General features: G+C 60.0%; 22 protein-coding genes. 13 read left to right on the forward strand and 9 right to left on the reverse strand.

The genetic code is table 11. The features are described 5' to 3' along the window. Positions 1-254: 254 nt before the first annotated feature. Both Q1A34_RS03440 and Q1A34_RS03445 read right to left on the reverse strand, forming a co-directional pair. Positions 255-1835: a hypothetical protein gene (locus Q1A34_RS03440; protein ID WP_300030772.1), complete on the reverse strand. Its 1581-nt coding sequence runs from the start codon at positions 1833-1835 to the stop codon at positions 255-257. A gap of 138 nt (positions 1836-1973) precedes the next feature. After that, entirely contained in the window at positions 1974-2588 is a 615-nt protein-coding gene (locus Q1A34_RS03445; RefSeq protein WP_300030774.1) for a VPLPA-CTERM sorting domain-containing protein, read from the reverse strand. Positions 2589-2773: 185 nt separating this feature from the next. On the opposite strand from Q1A34_RS03445, the gene Q1A34_RS03450 reads away from it, so the two are divergent. Further along, entirely contained in the window at positions 2774-3175 is a 402-nt protein-coding gene (locus Q1A34_RS03450) for a cytochrome c (RefSeq protein ID WP_300030776.1), read from the forward strand. Here Q1A34_RS03450 and choV read toward each other — a convergent pair. From choV to Q1A34_RS03470, 4 genes are all read right to left on the reverse strand, one after another. Then, a complete protein-coding gene (choV, locus tag Q1A34_RS03455; protein WP_300030778.1) occupies positions 3166-4221 on the reverse strand; it encodes a choline ABC transporter ATP-binding protein in 1056 nt (351 codons plus the stop codon). The two genes, Q1A34_RS03450 and choV, sit on opposite strands and share 10 nt — an antisense overlap. Next, positions 4218-5051: a choline ABC transporter permease subunit gene (choW, locus tag Q1A34_RS03460; protein WP_300032325.1), complete on the reverse strand. Its 834-nt coding sequence runs from the start codon at positions 5049-5051 to the stop codon at positions 4218-4220. Before choW ends, choV begins: the two co-directional genes overlap by 4 nt. 65 nt (positions 5052-5116) lie before the next feature. Further along, positions 5117-6043, reverse strand: a complete 927-nt coding sequence (locus Q1A34_RS03465; protein ID WP_300030780.1) for a choline ABC transporter substrate-binding protein — start codon at positions 6041-6043, stop codon at positions 5117-5119. 96 nt (positions 6044-6139) lie between these two features. Then, positions 6140-9400, reverse strand: a complete 3261-nt coding sequence (locus Q1A34_RS03470) for a chemotaxis protein CheB (RefSeq protein WP_300030782.1) — start codon at positions 9398-9400, stop codon at positions 6140-6142. 242 nt (positions 9401-9642) lie between these two features. Here Q1A34_RS03470 and Q1A34_RS03475 point away from each other — a divergent pair, with 242 nt between their 5' ends. The 3 genes from Q1A34_RS03475 to Q1A34_RS03485 all read left to right on the forward strand — a co-directional run bounded on the left by Q1A34_RS03475 (position 9643) and on the right by Q1A34_RS03485 (position 11952). Beyond that, positions 9643-10326, forward strand: coding sequence for a hypothetical protein (locus Q1A34_RS03475; RefSeq protein ID WP_300030784.1), 684 nt, complete (start codon positions 9643-9645; stop codon positions 10324-10326). A 67-nt stretch (positions 10327-10393) separates the two neighbouring features. Then, positions 10394-11341, forward strand: a complete 948-nt coding sequence (locus tag Q1A34_RS03480; protein ID WP_300030786.1) for an aldose epimerase family protein — start codon at positions 10394-10396, stop codon at positions 11339-11341. A gap of 275 nt (positions 11342-11616) precedes the next feature. Next, positions 11617-11952 (forward strand): TfoX/Sxy family protein, encoded by a 336-nt coding sequence (locus tag Q1A34_RS03485; RefSeq protein WP_300030788.1) that lies wholly within the window; start codon positions 11617-11619, stop codon positions 11950-11952. A 64-nt stretch (positions 11953-12016) separates the two neighbouring features. Here Q1A34_RS03485 and ndk read toward each other — a convergent pair whose 3' ends face one another. Continuing rightward, positions 12017-12439 carry a nucleoside-diphosphate kinase gene (ndk, locus tag Q1A34_RS03490; protein ID WP_300030790.1) on the reverse strand — a complete coding sequence of 141 codons (423 nt, stop codon included), beginning with the start codon at positions 12437-12439 and terminating at the stop codon, positions 12017-12019. A 185-nt stretch (positions 12440-12624) separates the two neighbouring features. Here ndk and Q1A34_RS03495 point away from each other — a divergent pair, with 185 nt between their 5' ends. From Q1A34_RS03495 to Q1A34_RS03510, 4 genes are read left to right on the forward strand one after another with little or no spacing between them, the layout of a single operon-like run. Next, a complete protein-coding gene (locus tag Q1A34_RS03495) occupies positions 12625-12912 on the forward strand; it encodes a hypothetical protein (protein ID WP_300030793.1) in 288 nt (95 codons plus the stop codon). Between the two features lie 50 nt (positions 12913-12962). Further along, positions 12963-14822 carry an ABC-F family ATP-binding cassette domain-containing protein gene (locus Q1A34_RS03500; RefSeq protein WP_300030796.1) on the forward strand — a complete coding sequence of 620 codons (1860 nt, stop codon included), beginning with the start codon at positions 12963-12965 and terminating at the stop codon, positions 14820-14822. Positions 14823-14880: 58 nt separating this feature from the next. Continuing rightward, positions 14881-15510: a MarC family protein gene (locus Q1A34_RS03505; RefSeq protein WP_300030799.1), complete on the forward strand. Its 630-nt coding sequence runs from the start codon at positions 14881-14883 to the stop codon at positions 15508-15510. Between the two features lie 54 nt (positions 15511-15564). Beyond that, on the forward strand, positions 15565-16146 hold the full coding sequence (locus Q1A34_RS03510; protein WP_300030802.1) for a TIGR02281 family clan AA aspartic protease: 582 nt from the start codon (positions 15565-15567) through the stop codon (positions 16144-16146). A gap of 6 nt (positions 16147-16152) precedes the next feature. Here the strand turns inward: Q1A34_RS03510 and Q1A34_RS03515 are convergent, their stop codons facing one another. Next, a complete protein-coding gene (locus tag Q1A34_RS03515) occupies positions 16153-16614 on the reverse strand; it encodes a DNA polymerase III subunit chi (protein ID WP_300030805.1) in 462 nt (153 codons plus the stop codon). Between the two features lie 6 nt (positions 16615-16620). Next, a complete protein-coding gene (locus tag Q1A34_RS03520) occupies positions 16621-18093 on the reverse strand; it encodes a leucyl aminopeptidase (RefSeq protein WP_300030808.1) in 1473 nt (490 codons plus the stop codon). Between the two features lie 136 nt (positions 18094-18229). Here Q1A34_RS03520 and lptF point away from each other — a divergent pair, with 136 nt between their 5' ends. From lptF to pdxA, 5 genes are read left to right on the forward strand one after another with little or no spacing between them, the layout of a single operon-like run. Then, positions 18230-19357 carry an LPS export ABC transporter permease LptF gene (gene lptF, locus Q1A34_RS03525; RefSeq protein WP_300030811.1) on the forward strand — a complete coding sequence of 376 codons (1128 nt, stop codon included), beginning with the start codon at positions 18230-18232 and terminating at the stop codon, positions 19355-19357. Beyond that, entirely contained in the window at positions 19354-20451 is a 1098-nt protein-coding gene (gene lptG, locus Q1A34_RS03530; protein WP_300030814.1) for an LPS export ABC transporter permease LptG, read from the forward strand. Before lptF ends, lptG begins: the two co-directional genes overlap by 4 nt. Positions 20452-20455: 4 nt before the next feature. Further along, entirely contained in the window at positions 20456-22582 is a 2127-nt protein-coding gene (lptD, locus tag Q1A34_RS03535) for an LPS assembly protein LptD (RefSeq protein ID WP_300030817.1), read from the forward strand. 5 nt (positions 22583-22587) lie between these two features. After that, positions 22588-23808 (forward strand): peptidylprolyl isomerase, encoded by a 1221-nt coding sequence (locus Q1A34_RS03540; RefSeq protein WP_300030820.1) that lies wholly within the window; start codon positions 22588-22590, stop codon positions 23806-23808. Beyond that, positions 23805-24785 (forward strand): 4-hydroxythreonine-4-phosphate dehydrogenase PdxA, encoded by a 981-nt coding sequence (gene pdxA / locus Q1A34_RS03545; RefSeq protein WP_300030823.1) that lies wholly within the window; start codon positions 23805-23807, stop codon positions 24783-24785. Before Q1A34_RS03540 ends, pdxA begins: the two co-directional genes overlap by 4 nt.

Here is a 24785-nt window from a genome sequence, read left to right on the forward strand (position 1 = left end):
AGTAAGAGGTGGTATTTTGCGTGGTATGTTTTTAAAGATTATTAAATTTTCATTTAATTAACAGTATATTAAAGAGTAAAGTAGGCGGACTTCGTCTCCGCCACCTATTAATACCCTGCAAGATGCTATGCCCGACCGGAAGTCTGCTGCATATGTTCAGCTGAAAGATACCCGGTCAGATGCACACTGTTGCCCGGTGAAGCTCTAGTTTTTTACAGGCCCATATTTTTTTCGCAATAAGACGGGTATTCCATTCACCCTGCACAGCCAGAGGGCAGCGGTGTTTCCGCGTTTGGCAACCAATCCAAAGACACGCCAGCCCGTCGCCAGCCCTCGCAGATCATCCGGACGAGCGCCGGGTTGCCGCGCATTGGTTCCAGATGGCTGGCGAGGGCCTGGGCGACATCAGGAACGAGCTCCTGCAGCGCCACCAGTTCTGTCTGCGCTGCATCTGTTCTGCCACACGCGGCTGATATCCACACCAGCTGTGCATGATACCAGGCATCTCCCGGCGCCGGGACCCGCAGCATTTCCTCAAGCGCCTGTTCCGCATAACCAAGGCGCATGTACCTCCAGGCCTGCGGATAATGATACCAGGCAGGATGAACCGGACTGAGTTCAATCGCAGTCTCCAGCAGGGCGACAGCTTCGGCCTCGCAGGCCGCCAGTGCAAAACCATAGCCTGTTTCGGCCAGAACAACCGGATCGCGCGGGGACAGACGAATGGCCTCATTGGCTGCTGTCAGAAAACCAGCATTGTCCCCGGTCAGAATTGAGCTGACTGCCAGGGCCGCCTGCCCCCGCGCGCAGTGCGGATTTTGCGCGACAGATGTGCGGGCCGCCGCATCTGCCTTTTCCAGGCTAACGGCTTTCAACGCCGGATCAACGCAATCCCTGTGATCGGCCAGGTGCAGAAAGGCACATGATGCCAGAGTGAGTGCGTCGGGAGTTCCCGCAGCGACGGATGAAAAGCCATCAATCAGCCGCTTTCTCTGCGCTGCATCCCTGTCGCGGTACGCCGCCTCTGCCGCGGCGCGCCAGCAGTACGCTTCATAAGTTTCGGCTCCGGTGTCTGAAACAGGCAGATGCTCCGGCTGCTCGTTTTGCGCCGCATGTTCGGTTTGCAAACCTCGGGCGCAAAAGCGGGCAATCTCTGCTGCGGCATTGCTCAGTCCCGCCACTGTCGCGGGACAATCAAGTTGCGTTCTGTGCAGGATGTCACCCCGGGTCGTTGACACAATCCGAACACTCACACGAAATGCCTCGGCATGGCGCAGAAGACTGCCCTCTATCAGACTGCCCGCGCCAAAAAGGCGCAGCAGATCCGCGTGATCACAGCCTTGGCTCAGAGCTGCATCAGATGTCATCCGGCTGAGCACTCTGAAATCAGTGAACCGGGACAGGTGACTGAGTATATCGTCGGTCAGCGCGCTGCCTGCGTGTTCATCTTCTGCACGACCGCGGATCAGACGAAAAACGCCCACAAGCACACAGTCTGACTGCGCCCGCTGCAAGGACCGGACAGGGAGCGCGCGGGCGGGAACGCATAAACGGTACCCGGCACGCGGCACATGGCTGATCACCTGCGCCCGGCCCGCCACAGTGCCCAGAACCGCGCGTATTGCCGCCACAGCATCGGTCAATCTTTGCCCGGGGGCGTCCTTGCCCACCTGTAACTGTGCCTCCAGGGCTTCTTCGGACACTGGTGCGCCCTCGGCATCATAAAGGCACTTCAGCACAGAGGCCGCATCTGCAGACAACAGCGAGGTTTGCCCGGCGCGGCGCACAGTGGCACGGCCGAAATCAAATTCCGCGTCAGCAATCCTAATTTTCATATGAGGCGACAGTTCCGCTTTGGTCCCGGTGAGACTAGCACAGACAAAAGTGCGCGGGGAGCACAAGAAACAAACTGTATAACAAAAAACGCCCCCGGGGTCCGGAGGCGCCTGAATTCACACGAAGTGCTCTGCGCTTCAGCTCTTGCGGCGGGCCAGCACACCGAGCCCGGCAAGACCGGTCATCAGAAACAGCACCCCGGCAGGCAATGGGACAACGCTGATGCGGATATCGTAAGTTGCGGCCCCTTTTTCGCGCGCCACACGGCTGTCCACACCAAAGGAATACGTCTGTCCGCCACGGGCCCGGAAGATCGTGGGCGTGGTACCGTAGTCGGACGGGTCGGAAATATCCGTTCTCAGGCGGCGCGTCTGTGTGCCGGCGGGATCACCCTGCGGGCGCAGCACAAAGTCAGCTTCGTTATGGCCGCGCCGTTCGCGGACAAAACCGCTCTCGATCTCGTTTCCACCAACAGAAATTCCGTCAAACGCAAAGGAGACCATGAAATCTGACGCCGCTGTGAAGGTGAAAAAGTCCGCATGCCCAACAAGACGGCCGGACAGAACGATCTGGCTGAATTCGCCTGCACCATATCCGATGGTTCCCAGATTGAGCCCGCTGGCGGCCGCATCAGAGATACGGGTCGTACCATCGACGAGCGCCCTGGAGCCTTCGGTATAGCCAACTGTTGCAGCGCTCAGAGGGGCCGCAAGAGCCAGAAACGCGCCGGTGAGAAGAGATGTCAGTTTCATGATTACACAACCTTTATAAATCTTAGTTAACGAGGATTTACCGGTTGATTCGGGCAGGAATAGGTCGCTGGCCGCCCAGAATGTGGTGATCCTGAGGCATCCGCCGGTGTCACCCTGATTGATATGCGTCAATGCCCGCCCCTCCCTGACCTGTTAAAATCAAGGCATCTTGGGGGAGAGCCTTTATGCATATGATCATCGGCCTGGCCGTCTGTCTGATCGCCTCGGGCGCTGGCGCTGAAGTGGCCGGCGACAGAGATGAGGGCGGCCGGCTTTTCCATCTGCACTGCGCATCCTGTCACGGTCCAGATGCAGCAGGAGATGGGTCAATGGCGGGAATTCTGGAAAATGCCCCGGCAGATCTGACCCGCCTTGCGGCAAACAACGACGGGGTCTTTCCGACGCGTCGTGTCGTTTCACAGATCGACGGGCGGACACCCCTGTCCGGGCACGGCGGCGAAATGCCGGTCTATGGGTGGTTTTTCAAGGGAAGCCCCGTCACCCTTTACGCAGAAACGGGAACCGAAATACCAACAACCCGCGCCGTCGCAGACCTGATCGCCTGGCTGAAAGCCATTCAGGACTGAGCGCCCCCTGCCCCGTCGGGCGTTTCGCGCGGATCAAGAATTCCGGCAATCACCCCGCGCTTTGTAATCTGCCCTACGATATCGCCCTCATGCTCGACCGCAATTGGTCCGTCCGATTCCAGCAGCTGGCGCATGACGTGTTCCACCTGCATTCGGGCTGGAACGGTTTCACCCGTCGCTCCGGTGGCGGGTTCCATCACATCCTGCGCACGCAGCACACCCAGCGGGTTCATATGGGCGACAAAATCCGCCACATAGCCGTTTACTGGGCGGGAGAAGATATCCTGGGGCGTGCCGCACTGCACAATCCGACCGCCCTCCATAATCGCAATACGGTCGCCCAGTTTGAATGCCTCATCCAGATCATGGCTGACAAAGATAATCGTTCGCTTAAGGTCACGCTGCAGATCGAGCAACTCGTCCTGAAGCCGCGCGCGGATCAGCGGATCGAGCGCGGAGAAGGGTTCATCCATCAGCAGAATTGGCGCGTCAGTTGCAAAGGCCCGCGCAAGGCCGACGCGCTGCTGCATACCCCCCGAAAGCTCTCCGACGCGACGGTCTGCCCAGTCGGACAGGCCGACCAGCTCAAGCTGGCGGTCGGTACGGTCAACGCGTTCTTTTTTGGGCAGATCGGCCAGTTCCAGACCGAGCCCCACGTTTTCGCGCACCGTTCGCCAGGGCAAAAGCCCAAACTGCTGGAACACCATCGAGACGCATTCCCGGCGCACCCGCCGGAGATCATTGGCAGTGGAATGCGTAACATCGCAGGACCACTCCCCGTCAAACACCCGTACAGCGCCCCGCACCACCGGGTTCAGGCCGTTGACGGCACGCAGCAGCGTCGATTTTCCAGAGCCCGACAGCCCCATCAGCACCAGGATCTCGCCTTGTTCCACACTCAGCGAGCAGTCGTGCACACCTAGGATCTGTCCCGTGGCCTGCTCTACTTCTGCGCGGCTTTTACCTGCATCCATCTCTGGCAGAGCTTTCCCGGGCGCTTCCCCAAAAACAATCGATACGTTGTCGAATTCAACAGCAGCGCTCATTTCCGGTCCACCCTCAGCATGCGGTCCAGCATGATCGCCACCACCACGATAATAAAACCACTCTCAAAACCCAGCGATGTGTTCACCTGGTTGAGCGCGCGCACAACAGGCACGCCCAGGCCATCCGCCCCCACCAGTGCCGCAATAACCACCATCGACAGCGACAGCATAATGGTCTGGTTCAGCCCGGCCATGATCTGCGGCAGTGCATAGGGCAGCTCCACTTTCCAGAGCTTCTGCATCGGTGTGGCACCAAAGGCATCCGCCGCCTCCAGCAGCGGTTTTGGCGTCGTGCTGATACCCAGATGCGTCAGCCTTATGGGCGCGGGCACCACGAAAATCACCGTGGCGATCAGCCCGGGGACCATACCGATGCCAAAAAAGACGATCGCCGGGATCAGATACACAAAGGTTGGCAGGGTCTGCATCAGGTCCAGAACGGGCCGCATCGCCTGATAGAGACGCGGCCGGTGCGCTGCCGCGATACCGATGGGCACCCCGATCGCCATACAGACAACACAGGCTGACATCACAAGCGTGATGCTCTCTGTCATTTCCTCCCAGTAGTCCTGGTTCAGAATGAACAGAAAACCAAGCACGACAAAGAGGCAGACCTTCCAGCTCCGCTGCAACATCCATGTGATGGCAACGAATGCGGCGATAATGACAAAGGGATGCGGGGTCTGCAGGACCCAGAGGATGGCATCAATCATCCATTCCATCACAATGGCGAGCCCGTCAAAGAACCATTCGCCATTGGTCTGGAGCCAGTCAAAGAAAGCCGCGGCGGTCTTGCCAACCGGGATCTTGGTTTCGGTCAGCCATTCCAGCACGGGTCACCTCTCTTCTGGCGGAATTGCCCGGACCGGAAAACCCGGACCGGGCGGGTATCAAATCAAAGGCCGAGGGCTGTATTCACAGCGGCCGTGGCGTCACCACCGTCAACCGTCGTCACACCATCAAGCCAGGCCTTGAACGCATCCGGGTTCGCTTTCAGCCAGGCTTCCGCTGCATCGTCCGGCTCTTCACCGTCGTTCAGAATCGCGCCCATGATCTCGTTTTCCATCGCGAGCGTGAACTTGAGATTGCCGAGCAGCGCGCCCACATTCGGGCATTCTGAAACATAGCCCTTGCGCGTGTTGGTATAGACCGTCGCACCGCCCAGATCCGGGCCAAAGAAGTCGTCCCCACCCGTCAGATAGCCCATGTCAAAGTTGGCATTCATCGGGTGCGGTTCCCAGCCCAGGAACACAATGGGTTCGTCGCGTTTGGAGGCACGTTCGACCTGCGCCAGCATACCCTGTTCCGAGCTTTCCTTGACTTCGAAACCGCTCAGCCCGAATGCATCTGCATCGATCATCGACTGGATCAGGCGGTTGCCGTCGTTACCCGGCTCAATGCCGTAGATCTGACCGTCCAGCGCGTCTGCATGTGTTGCAATATCCGAAAAGTCCTTAATTCCCAGATCCGTAGCAACCTTGTTTACAGCAAGGGTGTATTTCGCGCCTTCCAGGTTTTCGCGCACGGTCTCGACGGTTCCGGCCTCACGGTAGGGCGCGATATCGCCTTCCATCGTGGGCATCCAGTTGCCAAGGAAAATATCAATATCCCCCTGCGCCATCGAGGTGTAGGTCACCGGCACGGACAGCACCTTGATATCCGTGTCATAACCCAGCGCGCGCAGCACGACCGTCGTGGCCGCAGTGGTTGCTGTGATGTCCGTCCAGCCAACATCGGAGAAGGTCACTTCGGTGCAATCTGCGGCAGCGGCAGAGGCCATTGCGGCAAACGCGAGCGCGGAGGCGGTGGTTCTGAGGTACATGTCTGATCTCCCTTTGTAATTTTCGCAAAGGGTGCGCAGGATTGGCCGCGCGGTCAACCAGAAACCTGTCTCAGACCGGTTTCAGAACAGGTGTTTTTATTCGGCGGCCTCGCTTGAGGCCTCGCCCTCGGGCAGCTCACGGAATACGCCGATCAGCTTGTGAATTTCGCCGCTTTCATCCGCACGCGCCATCCCGATGGACTCGATCATGACCGTTTGCCCGGCTTTGGTCTGTAACCTGTTGCGGAAACGGAAATCGCCCCCCTCTTCTGCAACACGGCTGACTTCCCGGCGCACCTTTTCGCGGTCGTCCGGATGGTAATACTCGATACCTTCCTCCAGATTGGGCGTGTACTCGGTGCGGTCTTCACCATGGATACGGTAGACCTCATCCGACCAGTAAACTTCCCCGGACTTCAGATCGACCGACCAGTAACCAACCCTTGCCAGATCCTGCAAAAGCAAAAGCTGTGCCACAGCGTCCTCGGCCTGATTACGGGACCGGATCACATCTGTAATGTCGGTCCCGACCGAGTAAATCGAGGTATTCGCCACAGATGGATCGGCAAAGATGAAGTTTTCCGTCTTCATCCAGATTTCTTCATCGCTGTCCGCGAAAGACATGTGATCAAGATGCTGGATGCGTCCGTCCGGGCTGTCCATAAGCAGGTTGTCCCGCTCGGCGACCTTTTTGACGACCGATTTAGATGCAATTTCGCGGAATTTCACGCCCTCTGCATCCGCCCGCGTTGTGCCCAGTGTTCTGGCTGATTTTTCGCTGATGCGCAGAATGGTGCCGTCAGTGGCCCGGTTGAGCATGAAAATCTCGGCGTGATCGAGGATCAGGTCCAGCTCCTGTGCAAGGCCCGGGAATTCCGACACAACCATCGTCACACCCTTCATCTGACCACGCATGTCAAAGAAGGGCGAACAGGTGAGCTTGTAGCGTGACCCGCGCGAGGTGAATTCCCGCGAGATCGGTTCACCAAGCTTGAGCGTCTCATTGCAGATCGGTGCGAGCGTCGGAAATCTCTCAGGAACGACACACTGGCTGATATGCGGGTTGGCCACAGGGCGCGAGAGGCCGAACATTTCCGTGGCTGCATTGGTCGCCTGGCTGATCTGCAGCGCCGTATCCAGAACCATAATGGAGAGCGGCGCGGTTTCCAGAACCGACATCAGCTCGCCCGTGCGTCCGCTGAGTTCTGCAGCCGTGACCTGCAGTTCCTCGTTGACTGTGATCAGTTCCTCGTTGGTGGACTGCAGCTCTTCGTTAGAGGTTTCCAGCTCTTCGTTGGTCGCCTGCAGTTCTTCGTTGGTGGATTGCAGCTCTTCGTTCAGCGACTGCAGTTCCTCATTCGAGGTTTCAAGCTCCTCGATCGTTTGCTGCAGCGCTTCCCGGGTCGTTGCGACCTCGTCTTCCAGCAGGCGGATGCGGTCATGGTCCACATCGTCGCTTTGTGCAGCAAGCTGCTTCTCCGCGCCTTTTGCCCGGTCAACCTGGACTTCCTTGAACACCACCAGTGCGGCCCGCTCGTTGATGTCGCGGGCGATGATCGGATAGACGTCGAGGCGGATCTCTGCATCATCATCATCCGCCAGCAGGTGGCGCACTCCCGAACGGTTCTCATCGTTTTTGAGCGCCAGCGTCACCAGACTGCGCGCCTCTTCGCGGAACGGACGGCGCAGCAGATCAATATGCATCTTCAGGTTCGAGGACTCGCTGACCTCGATATAGTTACTGACGTTTCCGTAGACACGCACAATCGAATACTCGTCGGTGACCAGCATCGAATTCTTGCCCAGCGACAGCGCGAGCGCCTCGAACATCTGCCGGTCGGTGGAATCGCCCACCGGCACCGAGGGTTTGACCGGGTTCAGAGCTCTTGACTGTGGCATCGTCCGCGCGGCGGAAAACGGCGTGTGCTCTGACCGGCGGATCGATCTGCGCCGGTAGATATGCGCCGAATTGCTGTCCTGCACGAACATCTCGTCCGAGCCGGCAACGCTTTCTGCGGTGCCCAGGAACATCAGCGAGCTTTCGGTCATGGCATAATGGAACCGCGACATGACTTTGTGCTGCAGCGCGTTTCCAAAATAAATCAACAGGTTACGGCAGCACAGCAGATCCACCTTCTGGAACGGCGGATCCTGGCACACGTTGTGATCGGAAAACAGAATGGCCGAACGCAGGGTATCGATCACCCGGATGCCATCGTTTTGCTGGATAAAATAGCGGTCTGCGAGGCTCTTGGGAATGTCGTTCAGCGCCGCCATGCCGTAAACGCCCTTGCGGGCAACATCCAGCGCGTCTTTGTCGATATCGGTGGCGAAAATCTGAACGTGGTCTTTGAGCGCAACCTTGGCGCCACCCAGTGCCTCGCAGAGCAGAATTGCAATGGAATAGGCCTCTTCACCCGTCGCGCAGCCCGCAATCCAGACCCGCAGCGGTCCGTGGTTTTTCTTTTTCAAAAGCGCAGGCAGCATGTCCCTGAGCTGTTCAAACTCGGACTTGTCGCGGAAAAACCGTGTGACCGAAATCAGCAGGTCTTTGAACAGGGCATCCACGGCGTTTGGGTTCACCCGGCAGAATTGCGTATATTCCTCGTGGCTCTCGATCCCGAGCGCGATCATCCGCCGTTCGATGCGCCGGTTGATGGTTGTCTGTTTGTACTCCCGGAAATCCACGCGGGTCCGGGCGAGCAGGATCTGCAACAGATCAGACGACGGGCTTTTTTCCGAAGATTCCTGGCGGAACGCATCGAAATCACGTGGCGAAGTCAGGATTTTCTGCAGATGTGTGCCAATTTCAAACGGGCGCAAAACAAGATCAACACAGCCGGTCTGCATCGCCGCCATCGGCATGCCGTCATATTTGGCGCTTTCGGTATCCTGTGCAATTGTTATGCCACCGGCCTCACGGATCGCCTGGACGCCATAAGCCCCGTCGGTGCCTGTGCCCGACAGAATAATGGCCATGGATTTCTCGCCATGCTCGTCGGCCAGGCTGAGCAGAAAACGGTCTACAGAGGGCTTTGGGGATGCAACCTCTGTACTCGGCTCCACCAGAAACAGCTTTCCGTCCTCATAGACAACGTCCGTTTTGGGCGGCGTGACGTAGATGACGTTGGGCTCAGGCGCCATACCGTCGGTCACATCCACCACGCTCAGCGCGGTCTGGCGGGCCACCAGTTCTGTCATCAGGCTTTTGTGGTGTGGCGACATATGCTGCACCACAACATAGGCAACGCTGAGATCTGTCGGCAGCGTAGAGACCAGTTCTCTGATCGCTTCCAGACCACCCGCAGATGACCCGATTCCGATGATTGTCAGATCGCTGTTTTCAGATTCTGCCACGTCCCGAACCCCTGATTTACAGTCCACCCCCCATGTGCAGACTTTGGTCAGATGTCTCATCTGAGGGTATATCTTGGCAACCCCCAGTTGCGTCAAAACGAAAAAATCTACCCTGAAATCGGCATTTTTCCAGCGAATTGTGGGCCTGTTGCAGCACGCAACGGGCACCGTACGGTGTGTTTACCAAATTCCCAGGCGTATGCGGCAGTGTGTGTGCATGTATTTTAAGAACGGTGGGCAATATGAATGATCTGACCAAGGCTTTTCCCATGCCCTCAGAATTGTCTGAGCGCACCATGACCCTCAACCTTATCCTGGGCAGCAAGCCCGGCATCGTGATCCGATCGTGCGAAATTCTGGCACGCGGTTTCCGAAACAGGATTTCTTTCGTCGGCAATCAGGAGATTAACGGCATTCTGGTCGGCAAGCTTGAACAGGCCGTGCGCGAGAGTCTCGAAGCGGTGCCCGATGACGGTGCCCATGTTCTGTCGCTGCCGGATTTCCTGGTCGAGCTTCCGGGCCTCGCACTCTCCGGTGTCCATGTGATGATCATGGAGAGCCGAGACGGTATCCGGAACGCCATTTTGCGCTTCAAGGAGTTCCTGGGCTCGATGAGCAATGCCTTTTGCATGGATATCGGTGTCAAGGACGACTACCCCAAACATGCAGACCGGCTGGCCGCCAGTGTTCTTGCTGATATCTGCCTGCCGGTGCTCAATCTTTGCCGTGAAATGGAGTTTGCCCTGCGCGACGGACTGGCAGAGCCATCGCCCGATGTCCTGGCCCGGGCCCGCGAGTTTGAATTCCAGACGGAACTGCTCAAACGGTTCATCTTTAATGCCGGCAGGGGGCTTGCTGCACCGTCGCAGGCGCATCTGGCCGATCACATGGCTCACCCTATCCGGCTGTTGAACGGGCAAGCGTAACAGCCGGGCTTGGCGCGGCTCCGGGGACATGGCACAACGCGGTCGGAGGATGTGACCGGAGCCGCCGATGATTTTTCTCAACACGTCTGAGCTCAGAGCACAGATCCTGCCCCGTGGCGCTACGCTGGCAGGCTTCTGGTTTCACCCGGGCGCCCGTCACTCCCTGGTCCTCGGCACTCCTGACGGACGCGGGTTTGACCGGGAACTTACCTATGCCGGTGCAATCGTCGGACCAGTGGCAAACCGCCTGCGCGGGGCAAGCGTTACGATCAACGGGGTAACCCATGGATTACCCGCAAACGATAATGGCAACACGCTGCACAGTGGCCCGCTGGGGTTGCACGCAACCGAGTGGGCTGTGACGGAGCAATCGGACGATCAGGTAATACTGCAGGCAGATCTGGCCGACGGCACCTGTGGTCTGCCCGGAAACCGCAGGTTCAGCGCTTCCTACTCCCTGTTACCAGGTGCGACACTGTCCCTGGAAATCACGGCCACGACCGACCGAGATACACTCATCAATCCGGCGCATCACCCGTACTGGTGCCTCGATGCAGGCCCGGGAATTCCGGATCACCGCCTGCAGGTTATGGCAGAGACTTGGCTGCCCACCGACGACGCCACACTGCCCCGGGGAACCGTCGCGCCTGTGGCAGGAAGTGACTATGATTTCGCCCGGATGCGCCCCGTGCCTGTCGACCGCCCACTGGATGCCAGCCTGTGCCTGAGCCCGCAGCAACGGCCCGACCCGCAAAAAGCCGCCATCCTGACCGGCCCGAACGGGCTGACAATGACGATCGACACCACCGAACCGGGTCTGCAGATTTACAACGGCAGCGGATTGCCGGAAGACGGCCCCGCGCTGCATGACGGGCGGCGACTGCAACCCTTTGCAGGTCTGGCGCTGGAGCCTCAGGGATGGCCGGACGCACCGGCGCACGCAGATTTCCCGTCCATTCTGCTCCCCGCCGGGGAGATTTACAGACAAGTGACACGCTACCACTTTTCTTTCTGATTTTCCGGAAAAGACACAGTCCGGACATCCACACGCCCCGCAAGCGGCAGAATAATTACGCATCCTGACAGGGAACTTTACGCAGATACCGCGCCCTGAAAGGAGCAGATCATGCCCAGCAACAACCAGAAACCAGGCCCTTCCGCCCCCGTACCAGCATCGGCATCCGGCAGCCGCCCCAGCCCCTCGCCGGCACCTCAGGCACCGATTTTTACCGACTACGCGAGCATCTGAAGGGGCTGGCCGCGCCGGGTGCTTCCCGCTAACCTGCGGGTATGCCCGATCCTGTCTCTTCTATCCGCAATCTTGGTCCCGTCATGGACGAGGCCTGTGCCCGCGCTGGTATCCATTCCGCCGAAGAGTTGCGCAGTCTCGGCGCAGATGCGGCCTATACCAGACTGCTGCAATCAGGTACGCGACCCCACTTTATCGGCTACTACGTCCTTGTGATGGGCCTGCAGGACCGGCCCTGGAACGACTGCAAAGGCGAAGAGAAAAAGGCGCTGCGCAAAAGATTTGACGCCATCAAGGCCAGCGCTTTTGACCAGAACCTTGATGCGTTTGAGCGGATCATGAACCAGATTGGTGTCCGTCCGGCACAGGGCGGCTGAGCCGACGAAAAAAGGGGCCGGCAGAACCGACCCCTTCAGCGATTTCAAAACGTAACGGTTGGCCTCAGCCCACCAGTTCCATTCCGGAAAAGAAATAAGCGATCTCGACCGCGGCTGTTTCCGGCGCGTCAGATCCGTGCACGGAATTCTCACCAACGCTTTCTGCAAACTCGGCGCGGATCGTGCCGGGCGCGGCATCGGCGGGGTTTGTGGCACCCATGACTTCGCGGTTTTTGGCGATAGCGCCCTCGCCCTCAAGAACCTGAACGACGACCGGCTCGGAGGCCATGAATTCGCACAGCTCGTCATAAAACGGGCGCTCGGAGTGCACGGCGTAGAAAACACCGGCCTGCTCTTTGGTCATGTGAATGCGCTTTTGTGCAACGATGCGCAGACCCGCATCTTCGAACTTTGCGTTGATTTTGCCGGTCAGATTGCGGCGGGTGGCGTCGGGCTTGATGATCGAGAAAGTACGCTCAAGGGCCATTGGAAATCTCCTGGGTGGTTCATTTGCGGCGCGTCTATCATGCGGCCCCGGTCGGGGAAAGTGGTTTATTTCCGCGCAGCGCGACCCGTACAGATACTGCCTATTTCCAATATCTGACTATTTTAGTAAGAATTATATCAGGATGTGATTCTGCATCTGTAAACATCATCAGAAAGGGCCTTTTCATGCGCCGTATCCTCTCCCTGATTTTCGGGGCCACCTGCCTCGCGCCTCTCCCTCTGACAGCAGCCGAAACAGAACCAATGCCGCTGACCTACGCCGTGTTCGAGGCCTCGGTGCCTCATGTTGATCTTGAAACCTGTCCGGAGGGCATGGCCGGCGAAGACATTTTCTGCCGTGCAACGCTGGCCCATGAGGAACTGCACATTTTCGCCTTTGCAACGGATGGCGACAGCCCACTGGTGGGTTTCGCAAGTTTTGATGCCGAACGCCTGCCCGAACTGCTCAACTGACGGCGCAAACCGCATTGACATGACGACATGGCTGCTTCAGTGCAGCAGCCATGTTACGCATCTCTGATATCAGCTATTCCATCGAAGGCCGCCCACTCTTTGACGGCGCCAGCGCTGTCATTCCGGACGGCCACAAGGTCGGGCTTGTCGGGCGCAACGGCGCAGGCAAAACAACGCTTTTCAAAATCATCCGCGGCGAACTGGCGCTGGACGGGGGCGACATCTCACTGCCCGCGCGGGCAAAGATCGGCGGCGTGGCCCAGGAGGTCCCCTCCTCCGCCACCTCTCTTATCGACACGGTGCTGGAAGCAGACACAGAACGCGCCGCACTGATGCGCGAGGCAGACACGGCCACAGACCCCGCGCGTATTTCTGAGATCCAGACCCGCCTTGCCGATATTGACGCCTGGTCTGCCGAAGGGCGTGCGGCCTCCATCCTCAAGGGCCTCGGCTTTGACGATGCCGAACAGCAGATGCCCTGTTCTGATTTCTCCGGCGGCTGGCGCATGCGCGTGGCGCTCGCGGCGGTCCTTTTTGCGCAGCCTGATCTGCTGCTGCTGGACGAACCGACAAACTATCTCGATCTCGAAGGCGCGCTCTGGCTGGAAGCCTATCTGGCAAAATACCCCCATACCGTCATCATCATCAGCCACGACCGCGGGCTGCTGAACCGTGCGGTGGGCGCGATCCTGCATCTGGAAGACCGCAAACTGACCTTTTACCAGGGTCCCTATGACCAGTTCGCCCGCCAGCGCGCCGAACAGCGCGCGGTCCAGGCCGCCATGGCAAAAAAGCAGCAGGCCCGGCGCGATCACATGCAGGCTTTTGTGGACCGGTTCAAAGCCAAGGCATCCAAAGCGAAACAGGCCCAGTCCCGCCTGAAAATGATCGAAAAAATGGACATGATCGCCAGCCCCGAACAGGTGGCAAAACGCGTCTTTACCTTCCCTGAGCCCGAAGAGCTGTCGCCGCCCATCATCTCGATCGAGGGCGGCGCGACCGGCTACACCGACACACCCGTCCTCAGCCGGCTGAACCTGCGCATCGACCAGGACGACCGCATCGCGCTGCTGGGCAAAAACGGTCAGGGCAAATCAACGCTGTCAAAACTGCTCAGCAACCGGCTGGTGCTGATGGGCGGCAAGGAAGTGCGCTCCAACAAACTGCGCATCGGCTTTTTTGCCCAGCACCAGGTGGACGAGCTGCACGTCAGTGAAACACCGCTGCAGCATATGATCTCGGCCCGCCCCGGCGTCCTGCATTCCAAACTGCGCGCACAGCTTGCAGGCTTTGGCCTGGGCGCAGAGCAGGCAGAAACCGAAGTGGGCCGTTTGTCCGGTGGTCAGAAAGCCCGCCTGTCGCTGCTGCTGGCAACACTTGACGCACCGCATCTGCTTATTCTCGACGAACCGACCAATCACCTGGATATCGAAAGCCGCGAGGCCCTTGTCGAGGCCCTGACGGGCTATTCCGGCGCCGTTATCCTCGTCAGCCACGACATGCACCTTCTCAGCATGGTCGCGGACCGCCTCTGGCTGGTCTCGGATGGCACCGTCAAACCCTACGAGGATGATCTGGAAGCCTACCGCCGGATGCTGCTGACACCTGCAAAGCCTGTCAGCAAATCGGCAAAACCTGTGGCACAGTCAAAACCCCGGCGTGCCAGCCGCGACGAAATCCTCGCGCTGAAATCCGAAGTCCGCAAATCAGAAGGGCGCGTGGAAAAACTCAACGAAATGCGCGACAAGCTGGCGAAAAAGCTCTCAGACCCGGCGCTGTACGAAAACGCAAAGGGCGGCGAGCTTGAGGTTTGGAACAAAAAATACGCCGAAGTGATGGACGCCCTGGAACGCGCGGAAACGCTCTGGATGACGGCGCTCGACCGACTGGAAAAGGCAGAACACCCATGACTTTCTTCTGGCCGGAAATATCCCGGGGTCCGGGGCAGCGCCCCGGCGGTGTGCCATCATGATCGACACGGCCTTTCTGATCACCGCCTTTGTGACCATGTTCGTGGTCATAGATCCCATCGGGCTCGCACCCCTGTTTGTGGCGCTGACGCAGGGAAAATCCGACAGCGCGCGCCGCCGGATCGCCCTGCGCGCGACCCTGACCGGGGTACTGATCCTGCTGGCCTTTGCAGCCTTCGGCGAGGCGCTGCTCAATTTCGTGGGGATCTCCATGCCCGCCTTCCGGGTTGCGGGCGGCGTTCTGTTGTTTCTGACCGCGCTGGATATGCTTTTTGAGCGCCGCACCAAACGGCGCGAGGACCAGTCCGAAGACGAGGACAGCGATGACCCGTCGGTGTTCCCGCTGGCCATTCCCCTGATCGCAGGTCCCGGTGCCATCGCCTCGGTCATTCTGCTGCTGGGTCAGCGCCCGGGCGTCGAAGGCACGGCCATGGTGCTGGGGGCCACCGGCCTTGTCCTGCTGATCGTGCTGGGCTTTTTCCTGATCAGCGGGCCCATTGAACGTGCCCTTGGGAAAACCGGTATCACCGTTGTCACGCGCCTTCTCGGCATGCTTCTGGCCGCGTTATCCGTGCAGTTTGTGCTCGACGGGCTTGCCGCATTCGGGTTCGGGCCGGGCCCGGGCTGAAAACCACCGCAAGCCGCCCTATATAAAAGGCAGACCCTGACGGAGAGAGACCCCTTGTCTGGCAATGATATCGGCAGTCTGATTTATCTGGTGATCCTGGGGCTGATGGTCATCAGCTGGTTTGTGGCGCAGAACCGTGTGTCCATGAATAAAACCCTGCAGGCCGCAGCGGCCTGGGCGCTGATATTCCTGGGGGCCATTGCGGCTTACGGTCTGTGGGATGACATCAGCTCGGCAGTTATGCCCCGCCAGACCAGCTATGCCGATACCGGGCAGACGGTCGTGCCGCGCCACCCCGACGGGCATTATTACCTCAGCGCCGAGGTCAACGGGACGCCGATCAGCTTTGTGCTCGATACCGGGGCCACCGACATGGTGCTGACGCGCCGCGATGCCGAAGCCGTGGGCCTTGACCCCGACAGACTGACCTTTGCCGGCCGTGCCATGACGGCCAACGGCATGGTGGAAACCGCCGCTGTCCGGCTGGACAGTGTCACGCTGGGGTCGGTGACGGACACAAACCTGCCCGCTGTCGTCAATGGCGGAGAGATGGCCCAGTCGCTGCTGGGCATGACCTATCTGCAGCGCTGGGGCAGTATCGAAATTTCGGGCGGAGAGCTGACCCTGACGCGGTGAGCAGCCTCAGGTTTCTGCCTTTTTCTCCCAGCGGCCGGACTCCTCCGACCAGTACTGCGCGGACACACCGGCGTCTTTGAGCGTTTTCCACTGCCCTCTGGCCACATCCACCGCGCCTGGGTCGTTCCCGTCAAAAAGCACGCACACCCGCGTCAGCACGGCCACTTCCTCCGGTGTGACCGCCGCACCATCAACCGTCATCAGACAAGACGGGTCGTTTGCGCCAGGGGCATCGCCGATGCTGAGTAACACAGGCTGAGCACTGTCATGCGCCCCGCCTGCCAGACCATGCGCCAAAAAACTTTCCTGTGGTCCCTGCCAGAGCTGCTGGTCCAGCCATTCCATCCTGGCCGCATCTGTACCGCGCACCAGCACCCGCCAGCCGGCCTCTCCTGCCTTGCCCAGCAGCATCGACAGCGTCTGTTCCAGCGGATGCCGCGTCAGGTGATAGAACATCGCGGTGCCCAAGGGCGTTTACTCCGTCTCGTACTGATCCGCGACCAGCCGGTCCAGCGCGCGCACACCCCAGCCTGTGGCCCCCTTGGGCGACAGTGCCGTCTCTGACTTCAGCGAGGCAACACCGGCGATGTCCAGGTGAATCCACGGCACGCCCTCTTTGACAAACCGCTGCAGATACTGTGCCGCTGTAATCGACCCGGCAGGCCGGCCGCCGATGTTTTTCATATCGGCGATGGGGGATTTCAGCATGTCGTCATAGGCCTGACCCAGCGGCATCCTCCAGGCGCCTTCATTCTCGGCTTCTGCCGCCTTGAGGAAGGATTTGCAGAAATCGTCATCATTGGAGAAAACGCCGGCGTTCTCGTGGCCCAGCCCGATAATGATGGCCCCTGTCAGCGTCGCCAGATCGATCATGCCCGCCGGTTCAAACCGCTCCTGGGTGTACCACATTACATCGCAGAGCACGAGACGGCCCTCGGCGTCTGTGTTCAGGATCTCGACCGTGTCGCCCTTCATCGATGTCACAACATCGCCGGGCCGGATCGCAGAGCCGGACGGCATGTTCTCGACCAGACCGACCAGACCCACAACATTCGCTTTGGCCTTGCGCCGCGCAAGCGCGCGCATGACGCCCGCAACGGTTCCCGCTCCGCCCATATCCATGGTCATGTCTTCCATACCGCCTGCAGGTTTCAGGCTGATACCACCGGTGTCAAAGACCACGCCCTTGCCCACCAGGGCCAGAGGTGCGTCGCCTTCCCTGCCGCCGTTCCACTGCATGACAACAACTTTGGACGGGCTGTCAGACCCCTGCCCCACGGCCAGCAGGGTGCGCATGCCCAGTTCGGCCAGTTGTTCTTCCTCGAGGACCTCAACGGTGAGACCCAGTTTGGTCATATCGGCAAGACGGTCCGCAAATTCTGTGGTGGTCAGCACGTTGGCCGGCTCATTCACCAGATCCCGCGTGAAAAAGCAGCCTTCGGCCACGGCCAGATGCGCTGCGGCTTCGGTATGAGCCGCCGCCGGATCGCCGCACATCAGCTCTATCCCTCCCTCAGGCGCATCACCGCCGGTTTTGTGATCGCGGAACTGATAGTCGCGCAGCAGAGCACCAGAGAGCAGATGACCGGCACGGCGCAGGCGCGCGGCAGCAATCAGCAGATCCGCCTTGCCCCGCAGTTTACCAAGCGATCCGCCCGTTTTCCGGGCCAGTGTCTCAGAGGCATTGCGCGGCAGGCAGACCACATCGATGGCCCGCGCTGCCATGCCTGCAGGCCAGGCCAGGCTGAAGACCGTGCCTTCCTTCAGACCCTCATCAACACGGGCCTCCAGCGCGCGCTTCAGGGCCCCCTTGCACAGCCGGTTTACCCGGCGGCCCGCCACGTCCAGCCCCCCGTCTGTGTCAACGATGACGGCGATACGGCCGGCATGTTCTGCGAGGCGGTCAATATCAGTTTCGGAAAAGCTGACGGGGGTGATCTGTGTCATGGGTCGTGCCTCCTGGGAAATCTGTCTGCCAAGGACCTAGCGCGCCGGGCCGCTGTTTACCAGATAGCAGTTTTACCCGCGCCACGATTGGTCTAACGTGCCCGCAGAAACGACGGATAATCGCAGGGGGCTCAGCTTGGTCAGAATCGACAGATATGTGCTGTCGCAACTGCTGGTCCTGTTTGGATTTTTCGCACTGGTGCTCGTGGCCGTCTTCTGGATCAACCGCGCGGTTGTTCTGTTTGACCGGCTGATCAGTGACGGGCAGTCGGCACTGGTGTTTCTGGAGTTCACCGCGCTCGGGCTGCCCAAGCTGATCACTACGGTGCTGCCCATCGCGACATTCTGTGCGGCTGTCTATGTCACCAACCGGCTGAACAACGAAAGCGAACTGACCGTGATGCAGGCAACGGGCTCAGGCCCTTTCCGGCTGGCCCGCCCGGTGCTCGTGTTCGGGGTTGTTGTTTTTGCCATGGCGTCCGTCCTGCATCACCTGCTCGTGCCGCTGGCCCAGCAGCAGCTGAATGAGCGCGAGGCGGAGATCTCCCAGAATGCCACAGCGCGCCTGCTGACCGAGGGGACGTTCCTGAACCCCTCGGCGGGCGTGACCTTTTACACCCGCGAGATCGACGCCGACGGCGTGCTGCGCGACGTGTTCCTGTCCGACCGTCGCGACGAGAATGAAGGCGTCATATACACCGCCGATCAGGCCTATCTGATCCGCAACGGCACCGCCACAACACTGATCATGCTGGACGGTCTCGCACAGCGTCTCGGGACATCCGACCAGCGGCTGTCAACGGCGAATTTCCGCGATTTCTCGTTTGATATTACAAACCTTGTGCGCAATGACGCGCGGGCTGCCATGTCGACCCGCACCATGACGACCCTGCAACTCCTCAAACCGCGCGACGAGCTGACCCGCAGCACCGGCCAGAGCGCCGGGGTGCTGGCCGAGGATTTCCATGCCCGTTTTGCCGAACCCCTCTTTTGCATCGTCGCCGCACTGATCGGCTTCACCACCCTGCTGATCCGCGGGTATTCGCGCTTTGGCGTCTGGCGCGAGGCCTGTCTGGCCTTCGGGCTTCTTATTCTAATCGATGGTACGCGCAGCACCCTTGTTGATCCGGTCCGCGACGATGCCCGTCTCTGGCCGGTGCTCTATCTGCCCGTGCTGGCCGGTGCGCTGGTGGCACTGGGCATGCTGTGGCTGGCCGCCAGGCCAAGCAGGCGCAGGCGCGCCTCCGGCGGGGTCCCGGCATGATCCTGCATCTGTATTTTGCCCGCCGCTTTTTCCTGAGTTTTCTGGTGATCACCTTTGTGCTTTTTGCGCTGGTCGCGCTGGTGGACCTAGTGGATCAGACGCGAAAGTTCGGCGATTTTGGCATCAGTTTTCCGCAAATCCTCGGGCTGACGCTGCTGAATGTGCCCGAGACAATTAACCAGATACTGCCGCTGATCATGATCCTGGCGACGGTCGTTCTGTTTGTCGGGCTCGCACGGTCCTCTGAGCTGGTTGCAACGCGGGCGGCGGGGCGCTCAGCCCTGCGCGCACTGATAGCACCAGTGGGGGTCGCAATGATCATCGGCGGGCTGGCGGTGACGATGCTGAACCCGATCGTTGCCGGCACATCCTCGCGCTACAGCCAGCTGACCGAAAGCTACCGCACCGGCGGGGCATCGACCCTGTCAATTTCAGCCGAAGGGTTGTGGCTGCGACAGGGCAGCGAAACGGGCCAGACGGTGATCCGCGCCTGGCGGTCCAACAAGGACGCATCGGTCCTTTATGATGTGATGTTTCTCGAATATGCCCCCGGCGGCGGACCCCAGAGACGGGTTGCCGCCGAAAGTGCCACCCTGGAGCCCGGCGGCTGGTTGCTGAAAAACGCCAAGGAATGGCCGCTGCGCGCGGGCCAGAACCCCGAAGGCAATGCGCAGATACATGCCACTCTGAAAATTCCTTCGACCCTGACACTGGAACGTATCCGGGAGAGTTTCGGGCGCCCCGGCAGCATTTCCATCTGGCATCTGTCTGATTTCATTGACCAGCTGGATCAGGCCGGGTTTTCGTCGCGCCAGCACCGCGTCTGGATGCAGTCCGAACTCGCGCGTCCCGTGTTTCTGATGGCCATGGTTCTTGTTGCGAGCGCCTTTACCATGCGCCATACCCGGTTCGGGGGTACCGGTGTTGCGGTACTGGCAGCGGTACTTTTGGGGTTCAGTTTGTATTTCATTCGCAGCTTTGCGCAGATCCTTGGAGAAAACGGACAGATCCCTGTTTATCTGGCCGCATGGGCCCCCCCGGCGGCGGCGGTTCTGCTCGCACTTGGTCTTCTTTTGCATGTCGAGGACGGCTGAGAAGATGCGCATTTTTTTCAGCATCCTGATCGCGGTTTTTCTGCCAGCCGTGCTCGCCGCACAGGAGGGCGATGCCCCGGTCAAACCCGCGGTTCTGATTGCAGATGATCTTTTTATCACCAGCGACCGCGTGCTGGTGGCGCGTGGCAATGTCGAGGCTTTTCAGGGCAAATCGCGCTTGACGGCCAGCGAGATCCGCTACGACAGGAGCACCGGTTCGCTGATCGTTGAGGGGCCGATTGTTCTGACCGATGCGGGTCGCAACACTGTTCTGGCCTCGGCAGCTGAACTCAACGGCGACCTGCAGACGGGGCTTCTGAATGGCGCACGGCTGGTTCTCGATCAGCAGCTGCAGCTGGCATCCGTCCAGATGGAACGTGTCAGCCCACGGTACGACCAGCTCTACAAAACCGCCGTTACTTCGTGTCAGGTCTGCGAGGATGGGAAACCGCCGCTCTGGCAGATCCGCGCAAAGCGGGTCATTCACGATAAAGAAGCGCGTCAGCTCTATTTTGACCAGGCCCAGTTCCGCATCCGCAACGTCACAGTCGCTTATTTTCCCCGGTTGCGCCTGCCGGATCCGACGCTGGAACGTGCCACAGGTTTCCTGATACCGTCGCTGCGTAAAACGACCGAGCTGGGTACGGGGATCAAAATTCCCTATTTCATCGTGATTGATGATCATCGCGATGTGACGGTCACGCCCTACATCTCGTCTCGCACGAAAACGCTTGAACTGCGATACCGCCAGGCTTTTGTGAACGGACGGATCGACTTTAACACAGCCGTCTCGCGCGATGATGAACGCCCGGGCGAGACGCGCGGGTATGTATTTGGCTACGGCGCGTTTGAGCTGCCGGACGATTTCCGTCTGACATTTGATGTCGAGATCACCAGTGACGATGCCTATCTCAAAGACTATGGTTTTTCCGGCAAAGACCGACTGGACAGCGAGGTCAACATACAGCGGGCACGCCGGGACGAATTTATTTCCGGCAGCGTCATCGGGCTAAAATCTCTGAGGGATGGCGAGGACAACGCCACTCTGCCGACGGTCGTGATCGATGGCGTTTACGAACAGCGCTTTTTCCCAACCTTGACGGGTGGAGAGTTCCGCCTGAATGCCCGCGCGCACAGCCACTATCGGTATTCGGATGACGATATCATCGGGCGTGATATTTCACGGTTCAGCATCGACAGCACATGGCTGCGCGGATGGACCCTGCCGGGCGGTGTGCGGGCTGATGCGACGCTGAGCCTTGCAGGGGATGTTTTTGATATCACCCAGGACAGCACAGTACCGCAGACCCAGACCCAGCTGACCCCGGGCGGAGCGCTCGCGTTCCGGTATCCGCTGACGCGGCAGAACCAGAACGGGGTCACGCATTTCCTGGAACCGGTGGCACAGATCGGCTGGACCGGTGGTGACCGCCTGAACATCCCCAATGAGGAGAGCACGCGGGTCGAATTTGACGGCGGCAATCTGCTCTCCCTGTCACGTTTTCCGGCACCTGACAGGCGCGAGCGCGGCACCGTCGGAGCCTATGGGATCAACTGGTCCCGGTTTGACCCGGAGGGTCTTGAGACATCTGTGACCCTGGGGCAGGTGTTTCGGAACATTACGGATGACAGTTTCTCTGCATCGTCCGGGCTGACAGGCGGGACGTCGGATTTTCTCTTTGCAGGTCAGTTGAAATCGCCTGAAGGATGGGCCGTTTCGGCGCGCACGCTTTTCAATGACAGCTTTGATTTCACCAAGGCTGAACTGCGCGGGTATTACGGCAACAAACGCTCCCGCGTAAGCGGCACGTACCTGTGGCTGGACGAAGACGAGGACCTTGGCACGCTGCGCAGCATCTCCGAGATTTCGCTGAACGGCTCCCACCGGGTCGACCGGCACTGGACGGCGAATGCGGACTGGCGGTTTGATCTCGCAGACGACCGCGCGGCATCGGCAGGCTTTGGCCTGAACTATACCAACGAATGCGTCTCGGTCGGCCTGTCAGTGGCGCGGCGCTTTACAACCTCGACAAGCCTTGAGCCTTCGACCAGTGTGGGGTTTAACATCGGCCTGCGGGGCTTCTCTGCCCGCAAGGGCAGCGAAACATACGCAAGAACATGCAAAAGCTAGGCACAATGAGCATTTTCACACGTCTTGGAACCGCAATGGTTCTGTCTCTTTCGACGCTTTCGGGCGGCTCTCTTTCTGCACAGGGGCTTTTTGATCCTGTGGTCATCGTGAATGACGATGTTGTGACCGAATACGAGGTCGGGCAGCGGCAGCTCTTTCTGTCTCTGCTGAACGCACCTGGTGGGACACGCGACGCCGTTATTGAAACACTTGTCGATGAAAAGCTCCGCGCCCAGGAAATTGAACGGGCGGGTCTCGAACTCACCCCCGAGGGCCTTGAGACAGGAATTGCTGAGTTTGCACAGCGCACCGGTCTGCCGCCCGAGGAATTCATCGCACAGCTGGAACAGAACGGTGTTGAGCGGGAAAGCTTTGTCTCCTTTGTTTCCGTGGGTCTGGCCTGGCGCGAACTGATCGGTGCCCGGTTCGGACGACGGCTGCAGATTTCGGACGAAGAGATTGACCGGGCCCTGGGGTCTTCGGCGGGTGCCGGTGGTATCCGGGTTCTGCTGTCAGAGATCATCATCCCCGCCCCGCCAGAGCGGCGTGCGCAGGTCGAGGAAATCGCGCAGCTGATCGGCACAGCGCAATCCCAGGCCGAGTTTTCGAATTATGCCCGTCAGTATTCGGCGACGGCCACGCGCGATGCCGGCGGCCAGCTGCCCTGGCAGGCGCTGACGGATCTGCCGCCCGTCCTGCGGCCTTTGCTGTTGTCGCTGGCCCCGGGTGACGTCACCGAACCGCTGCCCCTGCCCGACGCCGTGGCGCTGTTTCAGCTGCGCGACATTCAGGAAACATCGGCGCCTTCGCAGCAATTTGCCTCCGTGGACTATGCCGCATATTACATCCCCGGTGGCCGCAGTGCCGCAGCCCTGTCTGCCGCAGCCCGCCTGCGGAGCGAAGTGGACGATTGCGATGACCTGTATGGCACAGCAAAGGGACAACCGCCCGAGGTTCTGGTGCGCGAAGCCGTACCACCAGCAAACCTGCCACAGGATATCGCGCTGGAGCTGAGCAAACTGGACCCCGGAGAGGTCTCCACGGCGCTGACGCGTTCGGGCGGGCAGTCTTTGATGTTCCTGATGCTCTGCGGTCGGACAGCTGCCGTGAACGAGGACGTCGCACGCGAGGAGGCCGCTGCCGCCCTTCGCACACAAACCATCAACACCTACGCCGAAAGCTATCTGGCCCAGCTGCGTGCGGACGCGCGTATCGTCACCCCATGACAGCTGCCCCTGTGGCGCCGGTGATCATCACCTGCGGCGAACCTGGCGGCATCGGCCCCGAGATCGCCGTTGGCGCGTTTCGAGCGCTGCGCGGAGCAGTACCTCTGGTCTGGATGGGGGACCCGCGTCATCTGCCTGAGGGGACGCCGTGGCAGGCCGTTGAAACCCCTGGTGCTGTCGGCTCTGTGCCCCCGGACAAGCTGCCCGTGCTGGCGCACAGTTTTGCCGGTGACGCGCGCAAGGGTGCGGCGGACCCATCCAACGCCCAGGGCGTGATCGACGTGATTGCCCGTGCTGTCGGGCTGGTGACGGAGGGGGCCGCCTGTGCAATCTGCACTGCCCCCATTCACAAAAAAGCGCTGATCGAAGGTGCGGATTTTCAGTACCCCGGTCATACCGAGTATCTGGGGGCTCTGGCAGGTGGGAGCCAGCGTGCGGTGATGATGCTCGCCTCTGACGCGCTGCGGGTTGTGCCCGCGACCATTCACATCGCTTTGCAGGAGGTCCCGCAGGTACTGACCCCGGAGCTGCTGCGCGAAACGATCACGATTACCCACAGCGCTCTGCAGGACCGCTTCGGGATCGTTGCACCCCGGATCGCCGTGGCCGGGCTGAACCCGCACGCTGGCGAAGGCGGGGCAATGGGCCGGCAGGAGCTGGACTGGATTGCACCGCTGATCGCAGAAATGGCCGGTAGCGGCATGCAGATTACCGGGCCACTGCCGGCGGATACGATGTTCCATGCAGCCGCACGCGCGCGCTATGACGCGGCCGTCTGCATGTATCACGACCAGGCGCTGATCCCGATCAAGACGCTTGATTTTGACCGCGGCGTGAACGTGACCCTGGGCCTGCCTTTTGTGCGGACCTCTCCAGATCACGGTACGGCCTTTGACATTGCAGGCAAGGGCATCGCCAACCCCACCAGCATGACAGAGGCGGTCAGACTGGCCGCACGCATGGCGGGGATCGCATAG

The sequence above is a fragment of the uncultured Roseobacter sp. genome (assembly GCF_947491795.1).
In the GTDB taxonomy this organism is placed as follows: domain Bacteria; phylum Pseudomonadota; class Alphaproteobacteria; order Rhodobacterales; family Rhodobacteraceae; genus Roseobacter.